Below are 21,688 nucleotides of genomic sequence, written 5' to 3' on the forward strand. Positions count from 1 at the left end.
ATTACGCTTGCGGGTTAAGTAAACCTGGTGTGTAGGCTTATCGACGCTACTTGCTGGGCGGGGTGTTCATGCGCTTTAAAGCATTCACACCGAGCAAAATGAAATAAAAACCCGGTAATAAAAGTAAGAGGGTGAGCAGCGGATTGAAACCCGTCTCTTGTGCTCTGCGAAAACACGCTAAGAGCAAGGTAAACCAGGCAAACAGACCTATCGCGGCCAAGGCTGCGCCATAATTTTTCATTTTGAATTCTCCCCATACGCTGAGGAGAGTATCGGCAGCCCAGCCGAAGGTATGAATAAAACATCGTGATCGCTGATGCCCTCCTGCTACGACTCAGGCCGTTCTGTATCAAATGTGGTTATCACGCGCATTGATTGCCGGAGCCTGCTGTGAGAGGCGTGAGAAATCAGTGCCAGCCGGGTGCTGATAGAGCCGCAAATCGAAGTAGCCGACAATGGCATAGATGTATTCGAATATCTCTGCTTGCGTGTTCTCGTAATCGATCCACAAGGTGGAGGAGGTGAAGCAGTAAACTTCGATCGGTAAACCATCGGGTGAAGGCTTTAACGCACGCACCACGATATACATCTCTTTATTAATATCATCACGTTGAGAAAGATAGGCGGTGAGATATTTGCGGAAAACAGTGAGGTTGGTAATGCCATTTTCCAAAAACCAGCGGTCGCCAACGGCCGTGATATCACGACCATCAAGCAGCACCGAAAGCGGCTCACTGACCGCACGTATTTGGCTCATCGATTGAAGCATCTCCTGATTCACGAAAGTCACCGATCGCTGATCCAAATAGAAGCTTCTCATGATGCGCCGCGCGCCGGAGGAGAACATCGCCTGCCAGTTGGTATAGATTTCCGTCAAAAAGTTTTTAGTCGGAATGCGGGAAATCGTATTGTCCCAGTTACGTATGGTGATGGTGTGCAGGGCGATATCAATCACTTCGCCGCTGATACTGTTTTCAGGCATTTCAATCCAGTCACCGAGCTGCAGCACATCATTGGAGGAAACCTGGATATTTGCCACCAGTGACAGCAAAGTATGCTGAAAGATCAGCATCAAGACGGCGGCCACAGCACCCAAACTGGAAATAATAATCGCTGGCGACTTATTAGACATAATCGCCAGAATCATGATCGCGGAGAGGATATGAACCAGTATTTTTCCTATCTGGATGTAGCCCTTAATCGAGTGATTTTTTCGTTTCGACTTTTTCGAATAGGAGTTATTAACGATCTCCAGCACTTCGGTAAAAAACAGTGAAAGATAAATAAAGAACAAAATGCCGCAAATGGTTTTGATAGCAATAAGTAAATGCTCGGGAAGTTCCGGCATAAATTGCAGAAAATAATAGACGGTAATGACTGGGATAAAATTCGAGAGTTTCTCCGAAATTCTGACATCTTTATCGAGGGGGACATCTTTTTTATGGCTGCTAAAAAAGACTTTTCTCACCACTTTAACCACAAAGAATTTACAGATCAGGTGCGCAATCATACCTGTCAAAATTAATAAAATAATGCTGAAGGTGGCGGAAAGAAACGCATTGCCCTCAATGAAATTCGTTAAATCCTTAATGTAACTCATCATAACCATATGCCTAAAAATGTTAGGGCGAATTCAAACATATTCAGGCAGGAAAGTGTATGCGGCGAATGCGTAAAATGAACAGGCGTTGCTGAGAGGTACTGACAGTTTGGCGGGGCCTTTATTCACTCATTTGAGGCGATGAGCACCTCCGCCTGTAAAGCCACTGCAACAGTCATGCCCCATCGCATGAGCCTAAAACAGCGCGAGTAACGTTTCGTTACCTCACTCCGACGGTGATTAGTGTGGATTCTGACTTACTTAACATTCATTCCTTCTTATAATGTTGTCACCATTTGCTCAGGAGATCCCACCATGTTGAAAGGATTAACCGTTGGCGCTGTGCTGGTTTTGTCTGGGTGCAGTTTGATGCACACGCAGCCCGAGCAGCCAAAAACGCTGCATTATCGTTGCGGAACGCTGCCACTGACTGTCACGCTGGATAATGCGCAACAGCAAGTCAGCTTTATTATGGATGGCAAGCCGCTCACGTTGAAGCAGACTCAGTCCGCCTCTGGCACGCGTTACAGCGACGATAATTATGTTTTCTGGTCAAAGGGCAACGGCGCATTTATCGAGCGTAATGATAAGATTGTCGTCAACGATTGTGAGCTGCAACCTGCCAATTAATTTGAAAGAGTCATCATCATGAGCGACAGCGCATCTTTTCAAACTATTTCCCATCTGCGTCGCGAGTACACCCGCGGCGGATTACGCCGTAAGGATCTGCCCGACGATCCGCTGGTTCTGTTCGAAAACTGGCTGAAGCAAGCCTGCGAAGCCCAGTTGCCCGATCCTACCGCCATGACTGTCGCGACGGTGGATGAAAATGGACAACCTTACCAACGCATCGTGTTGCTCAAACATTATGATGCACAAGGCATGGTTTTCTATACCAATCTTGGCAGCCGTAAAGCGCTGCAGTTAGCCAACAATCCGCGCATTGCGCTGCATTTTCCGTGGCACTTTCTTGAGCGTCAGGTAATGGTGCTGGGTGAAGTCGAAAAACTGTCACCGCTCGAGGTGCTGAAATACTTCCACAGCCGGCCGCGAGACAGCCAAATTGGTGCATGGGTGTCGAAACAGTCGAGCCGCATCTCTGCGCGTGGCGTGTTGGAAGGAAAATTCCTTGAGCTCAAGCAAAAATTCCAGCAAGGGGAAGTGCCCTTACCGAGTTTTTGGGGCGGATATCGGGTGAAATTTCATACCGTTGAGTTCTGGCAGGGCGGTGAACATCGTCTTCACGATCGCTTCATCTATCAACGTGAAAGCGATGGCTGGAAAATCGACCGACTCGCGCCTTAAAACTGTACCTTTCTCGCCTTTCAACGCTGGCACAGAAGTCGCCAGCGCTTTATGCTATAGCCCTCGTTTTTTTTGATTCCGCAACTCAGCGGAAAGCTGTGTACCAGCCTAGGTGCAGTCTGATCAATTTGGAGTCAGTGATGACCAGCAGTAACCTGATACAACAATTGCAGGAGAGGGGCTTGATCGCCCAGGTGACGGATGAAGACGCGTTAGTAGAGAAACTGGCGCAAGGGCCAATTTCGCTCTATTGCGGCTTTGACCCCACTGCTGACAGCTTGCACTTGGGCCATCTGGTACCGCTGCTCTGCCTGAAGCGTTTTCAGGATGCCGGACATAAGCCGGTTGCGCTGGTCGGTGGTGCTACCGGCCTGATTGGCGATCCGAGCTTTAAAGCCGCAGAGCGTAAACTCAATACCAGCGACACCGTAGGTGAATGGGTTGAGAAAATCCGTAAGCAAGTCGCGCCGTTCCTCGACTTTGATTGCGGCAGTAACAGTGCCATCGCGGCCAACAATTACGACTGGTTTGGCAGCATGAACGTGCTGACTTTCCTGCGTGACATCGGTAAGCACTTCTCTGTGAACCAGATGATCAATAAAGAAGCGGTGAAGCAGCGTTTGAACCGTGACGATCAAGGTATCTCGTTCACTGAATTCTCTTACAACCTGTTGCAGGGCTACGATTTTGCCTGCCTGAACGAACTGCACGGCGTTTCTTTGCAGATCGGCGGTTCCGATCAGTGGGGCAATATCACTTCGGGTATCGATTTAACGCGTCGTCTGCATCAAAACCAGGTGTTTGGTTTAACCGTTCCCCTGATCACCAAATCGGATGGCACCAAATTTGGTAAAACTGAAGGCGGCGCGGTCTGGCTCGATGCCAAGAAAACCAGCCCATACAAGTTCTATCAGTTCTGGATCAACACCGCAGACTCTGACGTCTATCGTTTCCTGAAATTCTTCACCTTCTTAAGCATCGACGAAATCAATGCGCTGGAAGAAGAGGACAAAAACAGTGGTACCGCGCCGCGTGCGCAATATGTGTTGGCTGAACAGGTCACGCGTCTGGTACACGGTGAAGAGGGCTTAGCCGCCGCTAAACGCATCACCGCAAGCCTCTTCTCTGGCTCGGTCAACGACATGACTGAGGCAGATTTCGAGCAGCTGGCGCAGGATGGCATGCCAACCATTTCGCTGGGCGCTGAGGACGATCTGCAACAGGCGCTGGTGAAAGCGGAGCTGGTGCCATCACGCGGCCAGGCTCGTACCATGATTGGTTCCAATGCCGTGGCACTCAACGGTGAAAAACAGTCTGACGCCGAATATCGCTTCAGTGATACTGACAAACTGTTTAACCGCTACACACTGCTGCGTCGCGGTAAAAAACATTACTGCCTGATCAACTGGCAGTAAGCTTTCAGGGCCGACTTTCGGCCCTTTTTTATGGCAAGGGCAGTACAGGGTAAAATGAAAAATATTCTCGCAATCCAGTCTCACGTTGTTTTTGGTCATGCCGGGAATGCGGCAGCGGAATTTCCGATGCGCCGCATGGGCGCAAACGTTTGGCCATTAAACACGGTTCAATTCTCCAACCATACGCAATACGGTCACTGGACCGGCACGGTAATGCCTGCGACGCACTTAACAGATATCGTTAAAGGCATTGCGGATATCGATCGCCTCAAAACCTGCAATGCGGTATTGAGCGGATATCTCGGTTCAGCCGAGCAGGGCGAGCAGATCCTTGAGATCGTGCGTCAGGTGAAAGCGGCCAACCCGGATGCATGGTATTTCTGCGATCCAGTCATGGGACATCCTGAAAAAGGCTGCATCGTTGCGCCTGGCGTGGCGGAATTTCACTGCAAGATGGCTTTACCCGCCAGCGATATCATTGCGCCGAACTTGCTTGAGCTGGAAATGCTCAGTGAGCGCACTGTCACCAGCGTGGAAACCGCCGTGGACGCAGCACGTCAGCTGATTACCCAAGGGCCGAAAGTGGTGCTGATTAAACATTTGGCGCGTGCCGGACGTCGTAGCGATCGCTTTGAAATGCTGCTGGTTACTGCCGATGAAGCCTGGCACATCAGCCGCCCGCTGGTGGATTTTGGTGTTCGCCAACCGGTTGGCGTCGGTGATTTAACCAGCGGCCTGTTGCTGGTCGATTTGCTGCACGGCAAGTCACTGCAAGATGCACTAGAGCACGTCACGGCAGCGGTATATGAAGTGATGCTGAAAACCCATGAAATGGGCGAGTATGAACTGCAACTGGTCGCCGCGCAGGATGCGATTGCGCAACCTACGCAGCACTTTGCTGCCGAGAAGTTATAACGCAAAAGGGCCGACTTGTCGGCCCTTGTCTCTACTCTAACCCTTCCGCCTTCAGCGCCGCCTGTACCGCTGGACGTTCCTTCACGCGACTAAACCAGCTTTCCAGTGCATCCAGGTGAGACAAGTCTAATTTAATCGCATGTGCCCATCGCGTGACGACAAACAGATAAGCGTCTGCCACGCTAAAACGCAGCCCCATTAGCCACTGCTTCTCCCGCAACGCGTCATCGACGTAACTGAATTTATTCTCCAGCTGCGCGCGTAGCAGCGCTTTATACTCTTCGGGTGTCGTCGAGCTGAATAACGGGCTAAATCGCTTGTGCAGTTCGCTGCTAATGAAGCTTAGCCATTCCAGAGTGTGATAGCGTGTCAGGCTGCCAACGGGGGCCAGAAGATGGCGATCGGGCTTCAAATCAGCCAGATACTGCACAATCGCCACGCCTTCCGTCAGCACGGTGCCATCATTAAGCTCCAGCGCGGGAACCTGTCCTTTAGGGTTGATCTGCCAGTAATCTTCACTGCGCTCGGTTATTTTCTTCGCCAAATCGACATTCACCTGCGTAAAGTCGTGCCCGCATTCACGCATTACGATGTGCGGTGAGAGCGAGCAGGCACCTGCCTTGCAATAGAGTTTCATCATGTTGACTCCAGGTTGCGATGGGATCTTTGCATAATAAATCGTCAACGCGGAATTGCCAGTGATGAGGATCAGGGAATTACCCGTAGGACAAAAACAAAAAAGCCGGGCATAGCCCGGCTGAGTGAAAACTGAAGTCTTACGCTTCGGCTTTCTGCATTTTTTGCTGCGGATCTTGCGTCATACGGTTCAGCAATGGTGCAGTAATCAGCATCAGCAGCGCGATGACCGCGGTAGCAATACCAATTTCCTGGAATACCTTGCTGTAAGTCACGAGCGAGATCAGCGGATCGGTTACGTTCTCTGGCACGGCCATCAAATTCGCCACTTTACCGGCGATAACGGCGGCACCTGCGGTGGTCAGGAACCATGAACCCATGATGAATCCCATCAAGCGCTGCGGCACCAGCTGTGCCACCATCGCCAGGCCCAGGCCCGAAATCATCAGCTCACCGATACTTTGCAATCCGTAGCTCAGAATCAACCAGTTTACCGAGACAATACCGGCATCACTGGCAAACTTTGCACCGACCGGCAGCACCAGGAATGCAGCGGAACACAGCACCATACCAATCGCAAATTTATGCGGCATGGGCAGTTTATCGCCCAGTTTGTTGTAAACCGCAGCCAGAATCGGGCTGGCCAGCATAATCCAGAACGGGTTCAGCGCCTGGAACTGCTCGGGGGCAAAGGTAATGCCGAGAATGCTGTGTTCAACGTTGCGGATAGCAAAGAAGTTCAGTGACGTTGGCATCTGCATGTACAGCACAAAGAACACAATCGCTTCAACCATCAGCAGAAAGGCCACGATCATTTTACGACGCGCGAGACCGTGCAGAGAAAACGCTTCTTTAGCGAAGACCAGCACGATACCCAAAGCGATGACCGCCAGCACTAAACGCGCAATCGACTGGTGATGCAGCATCCAGTTGGCCAGTGCAACCAGCAGCACCACACCGACTAACGTCATCAACAGTTTCCCGATGTTCAGCGGGGCGAAGTCCGGTTTAGAACCGTAATCTTTCACCATACGTTTGCAGAACAGGAAGTTGAACAGGGTAATCACCAGGCCGATAACCGACAGCGAGAACGCCACGTTATAGCCATATTTCGCTGCCAGCCACGGTGTCAGCATCATCGAGAACAGCGAACCGATGTTGATCGACATATAGAACATGGTGAAAGCACCATCAATACGCGGATCATCCTTCTGGTAGCAGGTCGAAAGCAGTGAAGAGGGGTTCGCTTTGAACAGACCGCTACCGACGGCGATCGTCGCCATACCGATATAAACGATGCTCACGTTGTGGCCAGAAAATGCCACCAGCGCATAACCCAGCGCCAACACCATGACACCTAAAACGATCACGCGTTTGGTGCCTAGCACTTTATCGCCCAGCCAGCCGCCAATCGCCACCAGGCCGTAAACCAGTGCGCTGAAAGAGGAGAACAGAGTGATGGAATCAGATTCGGACATACCCAGTTGTTTTACCAGATAGACCGCCATGATGGCCTGCAGGCCGTAAAAACCGAAACGTTCCCACAACTCGATTGAGAAGATTAAGTAGAACGCCTTTGGCTGTTTAAACGCGTTAAGGCTGACAGCCTCATCAGTGTGTTTGTTTGCAGTTGACACGAGTACCTCAGTTTTTTCATACCCTGCTTCGTGACAGGAATTAAGTCTGCGTCATGTGAACATTTCATGCGCAAGATTGTTATTAGAAGGGAAAGGCGGCGCCTAATTTGTCTGATTAAGCTCAGCAGGGCAAGAATTTTCTAACCACTGTAATACCTTGTTAAGATAGGGTTAAAATCCTTATAAAAAACCCTTAACCGGATTTAAATTTCGATTAGATGAATTATACCAGTATAAAAAGCATGGATGCGAGGTGGTGAGATGATAAAAATAGCATTAGCTGCTGTTGGCGTGTTATCTGGTTATATACGTTGCTGAAGGTTATTTATGCAGCATAATTGCCGAATAAATAGGGCTTATGGGGTCTTTTTGGCTAAATAGCGTACGCTCAACGCGCGGGATTGACGCATAAGTGAGCGAATGGCGATCTTGCGCACAAACAGATGATTTAATTCAGGAAGAAAAAGAAGTAAACGTTTGCGTGGCTGAAATTTGCGCACCAAAATTTTTCGCCCTTATCGATTTAATAAGCGAAAAATAACCCGGTTAAGTGCCCTCTTGTAAGGCCATAAAGCGAAGCGTGTCGGGTGAACGCCCATTCCTGTATTGACCTGGCGTAACACACGCTTTCCCAACGTTCACTTTTCATACTTAGGCTCATTATCGCTTCTGTTGCAAAAGCAGGTGCCTTCTAAACCAAGGAGGAGATAAGGGCAGTGCCGTAAAGCGTCCACCACAAGGATGCGGCGGACGAGCCTACAAGGCGGTATTTACGGCGGCTTTACGCATCGCCTTATCTCCGACTGAACACATTGATGTCACGCATCAACGCCATTCTCGACAACAACTTAACACTCCGCTAACCTCGTCATTTCCCCCTGAAGGATCTCATCATGTCTTCTGCTTTACGCTTATCTCTGGTTGGTGATTACCGTGCAAACGCTGTTGCCCACCAGGCTATTCCGCTCGCCATTGATCGCGCTGCCGCCCAGTTGAACATCGCTGTTGAAGCAAACTGGATACCCACCGAAACGCTCGGTGATCTGGACGTGATCAAGCAGAGCGATGCAGTTTGGGTGGTGCCAGGAAGCCCCTATAAAAATGATCCAGGCGTATTCGCCTCACTTCGCTGGTTACGCGAAAACCACAAACCCTTCCTGGGGTCATGCGGCGGTTTTCAGTACGCGATAATTGAATATGCCCGCAATGTGCTGGGCTGGCAGGATGCAAACCATGCTGAAACGGATCAAGGCGGTAGAATGGTCATTGCGCCATTAAGCTGCTCGCTGGTAGAACAGCGCGGTGAAGTGATCTTTACAGCTGACTCGCGTATCGCTAAAGCGTATGGCGCGTTGAAAAGCGAAGAGGGTTATCACTGCAATTTTGGCGTAAACCCAGAATTCAGCGCGGCGCTGGCGGACCATAATCTGCGTATTACTTCCTGGGATTTAGCGGGTGATGTGCGCGGCATTGAACTGATCGATCATCCGTTCTTTGTGGCAACGCTGTTTCAGTCGGAGCGTGCTGCGTTGCAGGAAAAAGATTCTCCGTTGGTGATGGCCTGGATGCAGGCTGCACTGGCGCAACGTTAAGCCAGAAATAGCCTGTGAAATCTCACAGGCTTATGGTTTACCTATCCAATGAAGCGAGTTCAGCCACGCAAAAGTGCAGGGCGCTTGGCATTAAACGTCCAGTTATCGATCAGAAACTGCATGCCCAGCGCATCGTTGCGGTTCTTATCTGGCAGTGATTGATAAAGCGCATGGGCTTCTTCTACGCGCTGCATATTGAGCGTAATGCCAAGTCCTGGTCCAGGCGGCAATTCCAGATGCCCATCGCGAATCTGAGGCGCTTCATGAGTAAGCTGTTGACCATCCTGCCAAATCCAGTGTGTATCAAAGGCCGTAATGCGATCGCCCGGTGCAGCAGCCCCTAAATGCGCCACCATTGCCAGCGAAACGTCAAAATGATTATTGGAGTGACAGCCGGTAATCAAGCCCCATTCATTGCACAGTTGCGCCACCGTATGAGCATTACGCATCGTCCAGAAATGCGGATCGGCCAGCGGGATATCAATCGCATTAAGCTGCAAGGCATGGTGCAACTGACGCCAGTCGTTGGCGATCATATTGGTGGCAACGCGTACGCCGGTGGCGCGCTTGAACTCCGCCAGCGTTTCACGTCCCGAATAACCCTGCTCGGCACCACAAGGGTCTTCCAGATAAGGAATGCGTCCGGCAAGCTGCTTACCGAATCGAATGGCCTCATCCAGGGACCAGCTGGCGTTAGGGTCGACCGTCACGCGCGCCTGCGGGAAACGTGCTAACAGCGCCTCAACCGTTTCCACTTCCTGTTCAGCGTGATGTACGCCACCTTTGAGTTTGAAATCGCAGAATCCGTAACGTTCGGTCGCCGCTTCAGCCAACCTGACGACAGCCTCGCTGCTCATTGCGGCCTGATGACGCAACCAAAACCACTCATCTCCCTGCTGATCGCCGGTTTGATAATTCATTGTGGTCAGTTTGCGGTCAGCAATATAGAAGAGATAACCCAGTACCGGAATGCGATCGCGCTGCTTACCGCTGGCCAGCAGATCGGCAACCGGTAAATTGAGATGTTGACCCAACAGGTCAAGTAGCGCGGCTTCTATCGCAGCAGCAGCATTGTAAAACTTTTCGGGATTCATCTGGGGAATATGAATCTCATCAGTGTGCGCACTTTGCTGTACCCGCGCATCACTGGCAAACAGCGTGCCGATGGTCGCATTGAGGCGCAACAGATCGCTGCCTTCAATCTGTGACCTAAAGCGTTCCAGTAATGCCAGCGTTGAGGCGTGACAAGGACTTTCCCCCACGCCGGTGCGTCCTGCTGAATCCGTCAACATCACCAGAATGCGGGTGAAATAACAGTTATGCGCGCCGCCGATATTCAGCAACATACTGTCGTATCCGGCGACCGGAATGACGCGCATGCTTTTAATGACTGGACTGTCTGACATGATCTTTCTCCAGTTGAGGGGAAGGCGGGGAAGGTTTACGGCGCAGCAACAACCACAAACCGGTGATAATTGACACGCTGGTCAGCGCATACAGGCCGCCGGTTGTTGAACCGGTTTTCATTTCGAGATAGCCAAAAACGGTTGGGGCGAAAAAGCCGCCGAGATTACCTATCGAGTTCACCAGCGCAATGCCTGGCGCGACAATAGAAGCAGGAAGCTCACCTTGCGGCATTGGCCAGAAGAAAGTGGCACTGACTTTTGACCCGATACACGCCACGATCATGGCAACGAAACCAAACCAGGGTGAACCCAACGTCGCCATAAAAGTGCCGCAGGCCGCGACCAACATGGCCATTCCCAGCGCTTTATCCAGCTTATTGCGATGGCGATCGGAAAAACCACTCAACAGGTTGATGGCGATAATCGCGCAGAGCCAGGGAACGGCGGTCAGCAGACCAATGCCAAAGCTACTGAAGCCCTGAATACGCTGAATAATCTGTGGTAGCCAGAACACCAACGTATAGCCGGTCATGGTCATGGTGAAAAAGATCACGCAGAAAAACAGCAGGCTGCGATTGCGCAACAGCGATATCTTGCCTGGCTCACGGTTGAGTTGGTCACGCTCAACATCTTCGTTATGAAGCTGTTGAGCCAGCGCGCGTTTCTCCTCCTCGCTCAGCCAGCGTGCATCCATGGGTTTTGAAACCAGCACGCCTGCCGCAACGATCCCGACCAGAATCGAGCCGCCGCCTTCCAGGAACATCACCCATTTCCAACCGGCAATGCCCAAAATGTCATGCATCATCAGGATGGAACCGGTCAGCGGCCCCGAGAACAGAAACGCCCCAGCGGTGGCGCTCAGCACCATGGCCGTCGCGCGTCCACGCCAGGCGTTGGGCACCCATTGACGAAAATAGAACAGCACGCCAGGAAAAAAGCCCGCTTCTGCCACGCCGAGTAAAAAACGCAGCGCGTAAAACTGCACTGGCGACGTGACAAAGCCGGTCAGCACCACCACCAGTCCCCAGGTAATCATGATGCGTGTTAGCCAAACTCGCGCACCGAAGCGTTTCATCATGATATTGCTGGGCACTTCGAACAGCGCATAACCGATAAAGAACAGGCCCGCGCCCAAGCCAAAGGCAGCGGCGCTGATTCCGGCGTCCGTTTGCAGTTCAGCTTTGATAAAGCCGATATTGGAGCGGTCGATTTGATTGATGATCAGCATTACCGCCAACATCGGGATAATTCGGGTAAAGAATTTTTTGATGGCGGAGGCGATCAAGGCATCGTGCTGAGTTGATACAGCGGTATCCATCTCTCTTCCTCATTGACGACGAAATTAGAGAGAGCAGTGTAGGTGGCTGAAAAAACAGGCTCTATAGGCATCGGCCCAAGCCAAACTGGGCGTTCGGCCTGGGCTGCTTTGTTATCAGGGTGTTACAATTTTACCGGTGCGATGTCTGTGATAAAACTGTGGGGTAGATCAACTTACCTGTTTTTTTATCAGAACGGGTCTGCGTCGTGACAGGCGCGGCATCGATAAGCAGTGAAGTTGTACACATGACGCGTTTGAGGTGATTCAGCTATTAAGCAGGCGGCGCTCGGCAATCTGCTCAGCACGCTGTAACAGCGCCTGCAAGTCATCTTCATCAATATCCAGCAGCTCACCACTTTGCAAAGCTTCATGCAGATCGGTGCGCGTCAGCGGTATCGGCAATGACAGCGGCTGCGGCTTCACCTCTTCTGGGGCCAGTGGATGAGGATAGCGGCGGCCCGATAAATTATTAAAAATAATCGCCAACAGCGCCAGCGTCGCAGAGTTGAGCAGCACCGGCGTTAATACAAACTGATAACCGAGATGCTGTACCGCAGGACCGCCAATCACGGCAGTGAGCGCTACCGCGCCGCCGGGTGGATGCAAACAGCGCAGTTGAAACATCAAGACAATGGCGAGGCAGGCGGCCACGCCACAGGCAAGTGCAGGATTTGGAATCAGTAAGCTGACGGTTACGCCCGCAAACGCAGAAAGCGCGTTGCCACCCACCACCGACCAGGGCTGTGCCAGTGGGCTGGCGGGAACACCAAACAGCAGCACCGCAGAGGCACCCACTGGCGCCACAAACCACAGGTTCAACTCACCCAACATCCAGTGACTCAGCAGGCTGGTCAAAACCAAGCCAATTCCTGCGCCTAGGCTGGCTAAGAAAATCTGTTTTTTCCCCACGGCCAGCGGATGCGGCCAGAGACGTGACAAAAAAATACGCGTTCTGCGTAGCCAACTTTTGGGCTGTTCGTCCATTGTCTTGTTCACTTATTTTTTCACTGAGTGCGTCATAACATTTTCTTATGGTTGAGGCGGGCAATTTTCCATCATCAGCATCATCGTAACAACCCGACAAACTGTAATGGTTAAGCGCTTATGCCCTGTTTCCCACTTTAGATAGCACTTTTTCTTTTTAAACAATCGAGAGCAACAAGCTTAGATTAATCGCCATCGATGACGAAAAGAGAGCATGGAGATGAGTGATAGCGCATTACGTCTGAACCTTGAAAGCAACCTTGAACGGCATGCTGCCCGCTATATCGCGCTGGCTAAAACCATTCACCAGCAGCCTGAAACCGGCAATGACGAATACTTCGCCAGCGGTGAGTTAACCCGATTGCTCAGCGAGCAGCAGTTCACGGTCACGCGGCACGTCGCGGGTCATGAAACGGCCTTCTTTGCCGTGAAACAGAGCCAAAAACCAGGCCCGACCATCGCGTTTCTGGCTGAATACGACGCGCTGGTCGGGATTGGACATGCCTGCGGACACAACATCATTGGCGTCACCAGCGTGGCGGCAGCGATTGCACTTTCACAGGTGCTTGATGAAACCGGCGGTCGCGTGGTGGTGCTGGGCACACCAGCAGAAGAGGGGGGCAAAGGCGGAAAAGGCGGCCCGAAAGGCAATGTGAAAGCGCGCTTTGTGGCGGCGGGCTTGCTCAATGATGTCGATGTCGCGCTGATTATGCACCCGGCGGGTAAAACGCGGCTGACTGAAGAGACGCTGGCGAATAACCATCTCTATTTCCACTTTCATGGCAAACCTTCTCATGCAGGCAGTGCGCCGCATCTAGGCATTAACGCACTGGATGCGCTGGTGCTGCTCTACAACGGCATCAGCGTATTACGTCAGCAACTGCCGGATGGCGTGCGAGTACACGGCATCATCACTCATGGCGGACAGGCGCCGAATGTCATTCCTGACTATGCGGCAGCACATTACTACATTCGCGCCGACAGCCGTGAAGTGGTGGAGTCACTGGAACCGCGTCTGCGTGCCATTGCAGAAGGGGTGGCGCTGGCAACCGGCACGCGTGTCGAGATTGATCATCAGGTGGGCCCTCGTGATTTCAAACGCAACAGCGCGCTGGACGCCTTGCTGCATGAAGAGCTGACGGCGGCGGGTGAAACCGTCGATCTTTCGCCACAGCAGGGCAAAGTCTCTACCGATGCGGGCGATATCAGCCACGCGGTGCCGACAGCGCACCCCTTTCTCAAGATTGGCCCCGATGACCTGATCTTTCATACCGTGCCGTTCCGAGAAGCCGCTAATTCCGAACAGGGCTACCAGGCGTTGATCACCGGTGCGCGCGTACTGGCACGCAGCGGATTACGTTTACTCACCGAACCGGAGCGCCTGCAGCAGGTAAAAGCCCATTTTGCCCGCGGGCACGCTTAAAGGAGAATCTTATGACGCGTAGAAAACTAAAAACCCTGGTGGGTGCCGCGAACGTGGTCGCTGCCGCCAATGACGACGCGCCGGGAAAAGGCATCGCTCGTGCCGTCGAGTTGGCAAAAATTGCCGAGCGGGAAAAAATCACCGGTCTGTTCACCGCCGATCTGCTGCAAGCCGATCCCGCAGGGTTGGCAGGAACCACCGGCAGTCAGGATCCATTAATCGTGCTGGCCGCGCTTAGCCAGGCGACCTCACAGATTGGCTTGATTGCCACTGTCAGCACCAGTTGGCAACATCCTTACACGCTGGCGCGGCTGATTGGCACGCTCGATCACGTCAGCGCCGGGCGCGCAGGCTGGAACGCGGTAACGTCTTCAGTGGGTGAAGAAAATTTCGGCGATACACCGCTGCCCTCACCGCAAGAGCGTTACGCGCGCGCCACCGAATTTATTGATGTCTTTAATGCGCTGTTTGACGCGAATGACCGCGACGCGGTACAGCGTAGCGACAGCGGCAGCATTCGCATCGATCCCGCTCGTCTGCATGCCATCAACCATCGCGGCGATTACTTCCAGGTGGCGGGACCGCTGAATGTGCCGCCACCACCACAAGGGCGTCCGGTACAGTTTCAGGCGGGTCAGTCAGAGGCGGGCATCACGCTGGGTGCGCGTTATGCTGAAGTGATCTACACCTCGCAGCCCACGTTGAGTGCCGCGAAACGTTTTGTCAGTGATGTGCAGGCGCGTGCGCGGCGCTTTGGGCGCGAACAAAATCTGCCGTTGATCATGAACTCCTTTCACTCAATCATTGGTGACAGCGACGCAGATGTGGCACGGCGCCTGCGTGAAAAGCATGAACGAATCGATTATCAGCAAGGTCGCCTGCGGCTGGCTGACATGCTCGGCGGGGAGATAGAACTCAACACTCTGCCGTTGGATCAACCGCTGCCGAGTTTTCTCATTCCCGATCTGGCGCAGGTAAACCGGCGACAAGGACGCGCGTCGATCTTCCGTGAATTTGCTCTGCAAGGCTTAACGCTGCGGGAACTGATTATCAAAGCGGAAGAGACCGGACACTGGTTTGTCGCCGGAACACCTGAATCGCTGGCGGATGCCATTCAGGCGCGTTATCAGGCGGGCGTGCTGGACGTGATTTCGCTGCATGGTTTGGGACAGCCTGATCAACAGGATCGCCTGCTGAACGGCTTGCTGCCGGAACTGCGTAAGCGCGGTTTGCTGGATGAGGATTATCAAGGTCACGATTTCCGCAGCAGCCTGGAGTTAGCCGCGCGACCAGACTCGCATTAATCGCTGCCAATGCATTGCGGCCGGGATAATGACTCTCCAGGCCGTTTTTTCATATTTAAAACAACCTTAGCTGAAATTATTCATTGGTTTTCACCATAAGGTTTAAATAGTGATGCTGAACCCTAAGCGAAACTGAATATCCCATATTTCTCAAATCCATTGTCATATTTCTAGGTTTACATTTCTTCCTGCGAATTTTAATAATCGCTGCGTGATCAACCCAAGGAAACGGCAAAATGAGTCAATTTATTCAGACGGCAAAACCTGAAGATGCAGAAGAGATATTTGCGTTGCTCCAGCGCGCGTATGCGGATTTGCTGCCGCTGAATATCCATTTCACCATCAGTCAGGGCACCGTTGAGCAGGTGCGCGCCACTATCCAGCGTGAGACGGTGCTGGTGCTGCGCAAAGGGGGACGGGCGCTGGCAACGGTTACTGTGCGCTTTCCCTGGACTCAGGATCACAATGCCCCTGCCGATCTGCCTTTTATTCACTGGTTTGCCGTGGACCCCGATTTTAAAGGCCAGGGTTATGGCCGAGAAATATTAACCTGGGCGGAAAATAATTTACTGAGGGAGACTTTAAAAGCACCTGGCGTTTATTTGGCGACAGCGGTTAAACATCCCTGGCTCAGCGAACTTTATCAGAAACGCGGTTATCAACCTTTCCATCATCGCACCAATCCATTAGGTGAAGCGCTGGTCTTCTTGAAAAAGGATCTTAATTCCACGCTTACGCCAGCCGTCAGTAAAAATAGTCAACACGCCTGATATTGCGAAAAACAGGGCGAATAATAAACCTGCATTATACAAGGATTATATGAACGCGAATTCTTTGCGCATCGCGCTGGGCTTAACCTGCCTGCTGGGAACCTCTTTATCTCTTCACGCCGCGGAACAGCCCAAACAAGGCGGCTCGCTTACCTGGGGCGTGGAAACCGAACCCAGCCCCTTTAACCCGCAGCTAAATGGCCAGTCAAAAGCCGAAGTGGTACTGCGTTCGGTATGGGAATCACTGCTGGCTCGCCAGCCGGATGGCCGCTTTGTGCCTTGGTTGGCGGAGCGTTTTGAAGTCAGTGAAGATGGAAAATCCTACCGCTTTACCTTGCGCCGCGATGTCACCTTTTCCACTGGCGAAAAGCTCAATGCCAACGCGGTTGCGGAGAACTTTCGCCATACGCAAGATGCCGCTTACTGCGCCGGTTCAAGCCTCTGCGCGATGGGTAATCGCATCGCCAGCATTGAAACGCCTGACGAGCAGACGCTGGTGATCACCCTGAAACAAGCCTATTCGCCGTTTCTCTCTTTTGCTGCGTCGCTGGAGATTTTGTCGCCAGGCAGCTGGCATTCAACCCAGCTGAAATCGGGTGGCAAAGAGATTGCGGGCACCGGGCCGTTCATTCTCGAAAGCTACGAGAAAGGGCAGCAGGTGACTTTCGTGAAAAACCCGAACTACAACTGGGCGCCCGCCACGGCAAAACATCAAGGGCCAGCTTATTTAGATCGCATCACCTATCGCTTTCTCCCGGAATCTTCGGTACGAACCGGTGCGTTGCTTTCAGGTCAGGTTGACGTCATTGAAGGCATTTCGGGTAACGATGCCGGTGAGTTCAAAGAAAATGAGGATTTTAGCTATCAGCATGCGCTGAATACCGGCACGCCTTATTCGCTGTTTCTGAACGTTGAATACGGCGCAACGCAAGACGTTAAAGTGCGTCAGGCGCTGCTGCAAGGGTTGGATATCGATCCGATTCTCACGTCGGTGTACCGCGGCGAGCGCACCCGCGCGTGGGGGATTACGTCGCCTATCGATCCGCTCTACAACAATGATTTGGAAGGCAAGTACGGCAACCAGCCCGATGAGGCCAATAAACTGCTGGATGAGGCGGGCTGGCAAACTCGCGACAGCCAAGGTTTCCGCAGCAAAAATGGCGAGCGCCTGAGCATTGAAGTGATTCAGGCGCAGGCGACGGTACGTGATCAACGCGATGTACTGTTACAGGCAATTCAGGCGCAGGCGCGCCAGCGGCTGGGTGTTGAGCTGAAGCTGCGTTACGTCGACTCCGGTACCTATACCGAGGTGCGTAACACCGGCAAATTTGGCTCAATTGCCAACTCCAATACCGAAACGGACGGCATCGACATCGAAAACCACTATCGTCCGGTTAAAGCGGGGGGATCGATCAACTACAGCCGCGTCAACAGCCCAGAGATCAACACGTGGTTGGATCAGGCGGCCAATACGGCTGATCTCACCCAGCGTCGCCAGCTCTACAGCGAGTTGCAGCGCTATGCGTTGCCGCAGCAGGCGCTCGCCGTGCCGCTGTATGAGCCGGAAGATCAGATTGCAGCCGCCCGCTATGTGCATGGCGTGGGTTTCCGCAGCTTCAAGCAGATGCCAGAAAATGCCTACGACGTCTGGTTAAGCGATCATTAATTCGGGAGAAAAAAGCATGAGCCTTGAGAGCATCATTAGCCGCGAACCGCGCATCAAGCCGGTGAAGCGATGGCGCAATGTGCTGGCACGTCGTATTGCCGGGCGACTGCTGGGTGGCGTGCTGGTGCTGTGGGCGGCGGTAACGCTGGCGTTTCTCGGCGTGCATCTGGCGCCGGGGGACATCGTGAGTTTGCTGATTGGCGAGCAGATACGCACGCCCGCTATTGAGGCGGCGATCCGCGCAGAATGGGGCCTTAACGAGCCGCTGTGGTGGCAATATTTGCATTATATCTGGCGCGTGCTGCACGGCGATCTCGGACGCTCTTACATCCTCAATATGGATGTCACGCAGCTGATGCAATCTCAACTCTGGCCGACGCTGAAACTCACGCTGGCGGCGTTGCTGGTCAGCGTGGTGTTTGCCGTCACTGTTGCGGTGGCGACGGCGAATCGTCGCTGGGGACGGCGCATTGCCAACGGGGTGGAGCTGCTGCTGGCCTCAACACCCTCCTTCTGGATGGGCATTGTGCTGCTGTTTTTCTTCAGCTTCACGCTGCGCTGGTTCCCGGTCGCGGGTGATCGCCATCTCTCCTCACTGGTGTTACCGGCTTTGTCATTGGGGCTGGCGCAGGGCGCAGTGATTGCTCAGGTGCTGCGCCGGGAGTTGGAAAAAGCGCTGGAATCGCCCTTTACCTTGACACTACGCGCCTGGGGCGTGGGTGAAACCACGCTTCGTCTGCGCCATGCGTTGCGGCATGCGGCGCTGCCCGCCGTCACGCTCACCGGTTGGCTGGTGGGCGGATTGCTCAGCGGCGCGGTGATCACTGAGCAGGTGTTTGGTCGCCCCGGCCTCGGCAAACTCACGGTTGATGCGGTGCTGGCGAGCGACATGCCGGTGGTGCTGGCGGTGGCGATCCTGTCAGCGGCGATTTACGTGGCAATGAGCACCTTAGTCGACATTCTGGCGCTGTGGATTGATCCACGTCTGCGTGGGGAGGAGCAGCGATGACTGCACTATTACAACGTTTACCTGGCGCATTTCCGCTGACAATTTGGAGTGCGCTGTTCTGCCTGTTGCTGGTGGCGCTGGCGGTTATTGCGCCTGGCTGGTTGAGCTCTGGCGATCCGCTGTTGGCCGATCCCGTCAACGCGCAATTGCCGCCTTCGTCACAACACTGGCTGGGCACCGATCAGCTCGGGCGCGATCTGCTGACCCGTGTGATCTACGGTAGCCGCTACTCCATGTTGATCAGTATTGCGGCGATGGGGCTGGCGGTAGTGTTGGGTACGCTGTTGGGATTACTGGCTGCGCTGGCGCGCGGCGTGGTAGATGAAATGCTGAGTCGTGCGGTGGATGTGATCTCCGCCTTTCCCGATCTGCTGCTGGCGCTGATGCTGATCGCCTTTACCGGTCCCGGCACCAATAACTTGATCATTGCACTGGGCGTGGCGTCCATACCGCGTTTTGCCCGCGTGGTGCGGGCGCAAACCTTCTCAGTGATGCATTCGGGCTATGTTGAGCAGGCGCGCACATTCGGCTTGTCACGTTTTACTCTTATTACCCGCCATATTCTGCCACACGCCATTGCGCAGGTTCCCGCGCTGGCAACGCTGGGATTAGGTACTGCGATCATTGGCACCGCTGGCTTGAGCTTTCTCGGCATGGGACCGCAGCCGCCCACAGCGGAATGGGGGTTAATGCTGGCAGAAGGGCGAAATTACTTACGCAACGCCTGGTGGATCGCTGTGTGGCCGGGCGTATTTATCACGCTAACCGTGGTAGCGGTTAACACGCTAGGACGTTACTGGCAGGGGCGTTTTGAAGGAGGGGAAGCATGAGTCATCCCGTGATCGACATTCAAAACCTCTCTATCCGCTTCGGGTCGCAGCAGGTGGTGAAAAACCTTTCGCTGCAACTCTGGCCGGGCGAATCGGTGGCGCTGGTAGGGGAATCCGGTTCGGGAAAAACTCTGACGGCGCGCAGCTTGATTGGCCTGTTACCGCCTGGTGCAACGCTGAGCGCCGATCGCTTTGTTCTTGAAGGGTGTGACATGCTCAATGCTAGCCCGGCGCAGTGGCGTGCGCTACGTGGACGGCGAATCGGCTACGTATTGCAGGATGCGCTGGTGTCGCTTGATCCGCTGCGGCGCATTGAGCAACAGTTGGCGGATGCCCTGACGGCGGCGGGTCAGGGCGATAAAAGCACCTTGCACGCGCGCAGCGTGGCGCTGCTGAAGTCAGCGGGAATGCCAGATGCCGAAAGCCGGCTGGCGCGCTATCCGCATCAGCTCTCCGGCGGTCAGCGACAGCGCGCACTGATTGCCACGGCACTGGCCGGAAGCCCAACCTTGCTGATTGCCGATGAACCCACCACCGCGTTGGATATGACCGTACAGCGTCAAATTCTGCAACTGCTGGCGCAGCGGCGTCAGGATGGTCACGCGCTACTGCTGATCAGTCACGATCTCGCGGTGGTCGCCGAGTTGGCCGATCGCGTATTGGTGCTGCGCGATGGCGAAGTGGTTGAACAGGGCTACAGCCGCGTGCTGCTGCGTCAGCCGCAACATCACTGGACACAGCGTTTGCTGCGCGCCGTGCCGACGCCCGCGACACGTGGATTGCGGCTGAGTGAAGCCCAACCGACACCGCTGCCGCCGCGTCCCCAACGCACGGCTGAACCGCTGCTGGAGGCGATCGGGCTCAATAAGTCTTACGGCGAACGGCAGGTGCTTAACAACATTCATTTTCAGCTTCATGCAGGCGAAACGCTGGGCGTGGTGGGCGAATCGGGCTCAGGAAAAACGTCGCTCGTCAAAGTGGTGCTGGGATTAACGGAACCCGACAGCGGCTCGCTGCTGCTTGAAGGGCAACGCTGGGATCGCCAGAGCGAAAAGGTGCGGCGCAGTCGCCGCGCGCGTATACAGCTGATTGCTCAGGATCCGTTCAGCTCCTTTGATCCGCGCTACAGCGTAGAAAAGATCATTGGTGAAAGCCTCGACAGCGTCGGTATTAATGGTGATGCGCGACGTCAACGGGTGAGGCAACTGCTGGATGAAGTGCAGTTAGGTGATCGCTTTATGAACCGCTACCCGCAGCAACTTTCGGGCGGCCAGCGACAACGCGTCGCCATCGCGCGGGCTTTTGCGCCAAATCCGGCGTTACTGGTGGCGGATGAACCGGTGAGTGCGTTGGATGTCTCGGTGCAGGCGCAGGTGCTTGATTTACTGGCCGATATGCAGGCCGAGCACGGCACGGCGCTGCTGTTTATCTCCCACGATCTGGGCGTCATTCAGCACCTTTGCGATCGCGTGTTGGTGATGCAAAACGGTCACATTGTCGAAAGCGGCGAAATGCATCAGGTCTTTACTGCGCCGCAACATCCGTGGACGCAAAAACTATTACAGGCGCTGCCGGTGCTACCGGCTTGGCAGCCGCAAATTTAAAGGAAAGAGTCTGCGTCAGACACAACGCCAGCTTCGTTCAGGCACCCTTATTCAGGGCGTATCCGGCAACATGTCCGCCTGGCGCCATCCCGATGCGGTGGATCGATGACATCCAGCAGCTGGCATGCAAAGCGGAACAGGTGAAAATCGACTTAACCCTCAAGGCCACTATTTTTCGGTGCAAGGACCGCTCAATGTTGGGCGAACGCCACAAGGACGGCCGAGTGTGTTTCAGGCGGGCGCGTCCGAGGCGGCACGCCGACTGCGTTCGACG

At 53.8% G+C, this 21,688-nt stretch carries 19 protein-coding genes; 12 read left to right on the plus strand and 7 right to left on the minus strand.

The features are described 5' to 3' along the window. Positions 1-46: 46 nt before the first annotated feature. Both ACF2G4_RS04510 and ACF2G4_RS04515 read right to left on the minus strand, forming a co-directional pair. Positions 47-241: a hypothetical protein gene (locus ACF2G4_RS04510; RefSeq protein WP_243078036.1), complete on the minus strand. Its 195-nt coding sequence runs from the start codon at positions 239-241 to the stop codon at positions 47-49. 108 nt (positions 242-349) lie between these two features. Further along, positions 350-1,600 (minus strand): mechanosensitive ion channel family protein, encoded by a 1,251-nt coding sequence (locus tag ACF2G4_RS04515; RefSeq protein WP_215848286.1) that lies wholly within the window; start codon positions 1,598-1,600, stop codon positions 350-352. A 315-nt stretch (positions 1,601-1,915) separates the two neighbouring features. Here ACF2G4_RS04515 and ACF2G4_RS04520 point away from each other — a divergent pair, with 315 nt between their 5' ends. From ACF2G4_RS04520 to pdxY, 4 genes are all read left to right on the plus strand, one after another. Then, entirely contained in the window at positions 1,916-2,230 is a 315-nt protein-coding gene (locus tag ACF2G4_RS04520; RefSeq protein WP_215846905.1) for an MliC family protein, read from the plus strand. Between the two features lie 18 nt (positions 2,231-2,248). Continuing rightward, the gene (pdxH, locus tag ACF2G4_RS04525; RefSeq protein WP_215846904.1) at positions 2,249-2,905 is read left to right on the plus strand and encodes a pyridoxamine 5'-phosphate oxidase; all 657 of its coding nucleotides are present in this window, start codon (positions 2,249-2,251) and stop codon (positions 2,903-2,905) included. 140 nt (positions 2,906-3,045) lie between these two features. Further along, a complete protein-coding gene (gene tyrS, locus ACF2G4_RS04530) occupies positions 3,046-4,320 on the plus strand; it encodes a tyrosine--tRNA ligase (protein WP_215846903.1) in 1,275 nt (424 codons plus the stop codon). A 54-nt stretch (positions 4,321-4,374) separates the two neighbouring features. After that, positions 4,375-5,235, plus strand: a complete 861-nt coding sequence (pdxY, locus tag ACF2G4_RS04535) for a pyridoxal kinase PdxY (RefSeq protein WP_215846902.1) — start codon at positions 4,375-4,377, stop codon at positions 5,233-5,235. Between the two features lie 31 nt (positions 5,236-5,266). Here pdxY and gstA read toward each other — a convergent pair whose 3' ends face one another. Both gstA and dtpA read right to left on the minus strand, forming a co-directional pair. After that, complete coding sequence (gene gstA, locus ACF2G4_RS04540; RefSeq protein ID WP_215848285.1) at positions 5,267-5,872, minus strand: glutathione transferase GstA; 606 nt, start codon at positions 5,870-5,872, stop codon at positions 5,267-5,269. A 139-nt stretch (positions 5,873-6,011) separates the two neighbouring features. After that, on the minus strand, positions 6,012-7,508 hold the full coding sequence (gene dtpA / locus ACF2G4_RS04545; protein WP_243078034.1) for a dipeptide/tripeptide permease DtpA: 1,497 nt from the start codon (positions 7,506-7,508) through the stop codon (positions 6,012-6,014). An 893-nt stretch (positions 7,509-8,401) separates the two neighbouring features. On the opposite strand from dtpA, the gene ACF2G4_RS04550 reads away from it, so the two are divergent. Beyond that, positions 8,402-9,100, plus strand: a complete 699-nt coding sequence (locus tag ACF2G4_RS04550) for a CTP synthase (RefSeq protein ID WP_409075580.1) — start codon at positions 8,402-8,404, stop codon at positions 9,098-9,100. A gap of 59 nt (positions 9,101-9,159) precedes the next feature. Here the strand turns inward: ACF2G4_RS04550 and ACF2G4_RS04555 are convergent, their stop codons facing one another. From ACF2G4_RS04555 to ACF2G4_RS04565, 3 genes are all read right to left on the minus strand, one after another. Beyond that, complete coding sequence (locus ACF2G4_RS04555) at positions 9,160-10,506, minus strand: enolase C-terminal domain-like protein (RefSeq protein ID WP_409075581.1); 1,347 nt, start codon at positions 10,504-10,506, stop codon at positions 9,160-9,162. Then, positions 10,484-11,824: an MFS transporter gene (locus ACF2G4_RS04560; RefSeq protein ID WP_409075582.1), complete on the minus strand. Its 1,341-nt coding sequence runs from the start codon at positions 11,822-11,824 to the stop codon at positions 10,484-10,486. The genes ACF2G4_RS04555 and ACF2G4_RS04560 overlap by 23 nt, the downstream gene beginning before the upstream one ends. Positions 11,825-12,088: 264 nt before the next feature. Further along, complete coding sequence (locus ACF2G4_RS04565; RefSeq protein ID WP_243078030.1) at positions 12,089-12,808, minus strand: HPP family protein; 720 nt, start codon at positions 12,806-12,808, stop codon at positions 12,089-12,091. 220 nt (positions 12,809-13,028) lie between these two features. Here ACF2G4_RS04565 and ACF2G4_RS04570 point away from each other — a divergent pair, with 220 nt between their 5' ends. The 7 genes from ACF2G4_RS04570 to ACF2G4_RS04600 all read left to right on the plus strand — a co-directional run bounded on the left by ACF2G4_RS04570 (position 13,029) and on the right by ACF2G4_RS04600 (position 21,414). Continuing rightward, complete coding sequence (locus tag ACF2G4_RS04570; protein ID WP_332627868.1) at positions 13,029-14,231, plus strand: M20 family metallopeptidase; 1,203 nt, start codon at positions 13,029-13,031, stop codon at positions 14,229-14,231. An 11-nt stretch (positions 14,232-14,242) separates the two neighbouring features. Continuing rightward, complete coding sequence (locus tag ACF2G4_RS04575) at positions 14,243-15,535, plus strand: NtaA/DmoA family FMN-dependent monooxygenase (RefSeq protein WP_215846899.1); 1,293 nt, start codon at positions 14,243-14,245, stop codon at positions 15,533-15,535. A 236-nt stretch (positions 15,536-15,771) separates the two neighbouring features. Further along, positions 15,772-16,305, plus strand: a complete 534-nt coding sequence (locus tag ACF2G4_RS04580; protein ID WP_409075583.1) for a GNAT family N-acetyltransferase — start codon at positions 15,772-15,774, stop codon at positions 16,303-16,305. Between the two features lie 49 nt (positions 16,306-16,354). After that, a complete protein-coding gene (locus ACF2G4_RS04585; RefSeq protein ID WP_409075584.1) occupies positions 16,355-17,971 on the plus strand; it encodes an ABC transporter substrate-binding protein in 1,617 nt (538 codons plus the stop codon). 16 nt (positions 17,972-17,987) lie between these two features. Beyond that, positions 17,988-18,980 (plus strand): ABC transporter permease, encoded by a 993-nt coding sequence (locus tag ACF2G4_RS04590; protein WP_215846897.1) that lies wholly within the window; start codon positions 17,988-17,990, stop codon positions 18,978-18,980. After that, a complete protein-coding gene (locus tag ACF2G4_RS04595; protein ID WP_409075585.1) occupies positions 18,977-19,810 on the plus strand; it encodes an ABC transporter permease in 834 nt (277 codons plus the stop codon). Before ACF2G4_RS04590 ends, ACF2G4_RS04595 begins: the two co-directional genes overlap by 4 nt. Beyond that, complete coding sequence (locus ACF2G4_RS04600; RefSeq protein ID WP_409075586.1) at positions 19,807-21,414, plus strand: dipeptide ABC transporter ATP-binding protein; 1,608 nt, start codon at positions 19,807-19,809, stop codon at positions 21,412-21,414. Before ACF2G4_RS04595 ends, ACF2G4_RS04600 begins: the two co-directional genes overlap by 4 nt. Positions 21,415-21,688: the final 274 nt, after the last annotated feature.

The sequence above is a fragment of the Pantoea phytostimulans genome (assembly GCF_046118715.1).
GTDB classification, from domain to species: Bacteria; Pseudomonadota; Gammaproteobacteria; order Enterobacterales; family Enterobacteriaceae; genus Pantoea; species Pantoea phytostimulans.

What these genes read in the sequence shown, in the direction of transcription:
- ACF2G4_RS04580 (WP_409075583.1), top strand. Translation starts at nt 15,772, where the DNA reads ATGAGTCAATTTATTCAGACGGCAAAACCTGAAGATGCAGAAGAGATA.
- ACF2G4_RS04600 (WP_409075586.1), top strand. Translation starts at nt 19,807, where the DNA reads ATGAGTCATCCCGTGATCGACATTCAAAACCTCTCTATCCGCTTCGGG.
- ACF2G4_RS04550 (WP_409075580.1), top strand. Translation starts at nt 8,402, where the DNA reads ATGTCTTCTGCTTTACGCTTATCTCTGGTTGGTGATTACCGTGCAAAC.
- ACF2G4_RS04555 (WP_409075581.1), bottom strand. Translation starts at nt 10,506, where the DNA reads ATGTCAGACAGTCCAGTCATTAAAAGCATGCGCGTCATTCCGGTCGCC.
- pdxH (WP_215846904.1), top strand. Translation starts at nt 2,249, where the DNA reads ATGAGCGACAGCGCATCTTTTCAAACTATTTCCCATCTGCGTCGCGAG.
- ACF2G4_RS04510 (WP_243078036.1), bottom strand. Translation starts at nt 241, where the DNA reads ATGAAAAATTATGGCGCAGCCTTGGCCGCGATAGGTCTGTTTGCCTGG.
- ACF2G4_RS04575 (WP_215846899.1), top strand. Translation starts at nt 14,243, where the DNA reads ATGACGCGTAGAAAACTAAAAACCCTGGTGGGTGCCGCGAACGTGGTC.
- ACF2G4_RS04565 (WP_243078030.1), bottom strand. Translation starts at nt 12,808, where the DNA reads ATGGACGAACAGCCCAAAAGTTGGCTACGCAGAACGCGTATTTTTTTG.
- ACF2G4_RS04595 (WP_409075585.1), top strand. Translation starts at nt 18,977, where the DNA reads ATGACTGCACTATTACAACGTTTACCTGGCGCATTTCCGCTGACAATT.
- ACF2G4_RS04515 (WP_215848286.1), bottom strand. Translation starts at nt 1,600, where the DNA reads ATGAGTTACATTAAGGATTTAACGAATTTCATTGAGGGCAATGCGTTT.
- pdxY (WP_215846902.1), top strand. Translation starts at nt 4,375, where the DNA reads ATGAAAAATATTCTCGCAATCCAGTCTCACGTTGTTTTTGGTCATGCC.
- ACF2G4_RS04590 (WP_215846897.1), top strand. Translation starts at nt 17,988, where the DNA reads ATGAGCCTTGAGAGCATCATTAGCCGCGAACCGCGCATCAAGCCGGTG.
- gstA (WP_215848285.1), bottom strand. Translation starts at nt 5,872, where the DNA reads ATGAAACTCTATTGCAAGGCAGGTGCCTGCTCGCTCTCACCGCACATC.
- ACF2G4_RS04585 (WP_409075584.1), top strand. Translation starts at nt 16,355, where the DNA reads ATGAACGCGAATTCTTTGCGCATCGCGCTGGGCTTAACCTGCCTGCTG.
- ACF2G4_RS04570 (WP_332627868.1), top strand. Translation starts at nt 13,029, where the DNA reads ATGAGTGATAGCGCATTACGTCTGAACCTTGAAAGCAACCTTGAACGG.
- ACF2G4_RS04560 (WP_409075582.1), bottom strand. Translation starts at nt 11,824, where the DNA reads ATGGATACCGCTGTATCAACTCAGCACGATGCCTTGATCGCCTCCGCC.
- ACF2G4_RS04520 (WP_215846905.1), top strand. Translation starts at nt 1,916, where the DNA reads ATGTTGAAAGGATTAACCGTTGGCGCTGTGCTGGTTTTGTCTGGGTGC.
- tyrS (WP_215846903.1), top strand. Translation starts at nt 3,046, where the DNA reads ATGACCAGCAGTAACCTGATACAACAATTGCAGGAGAGGGGCTTGATC.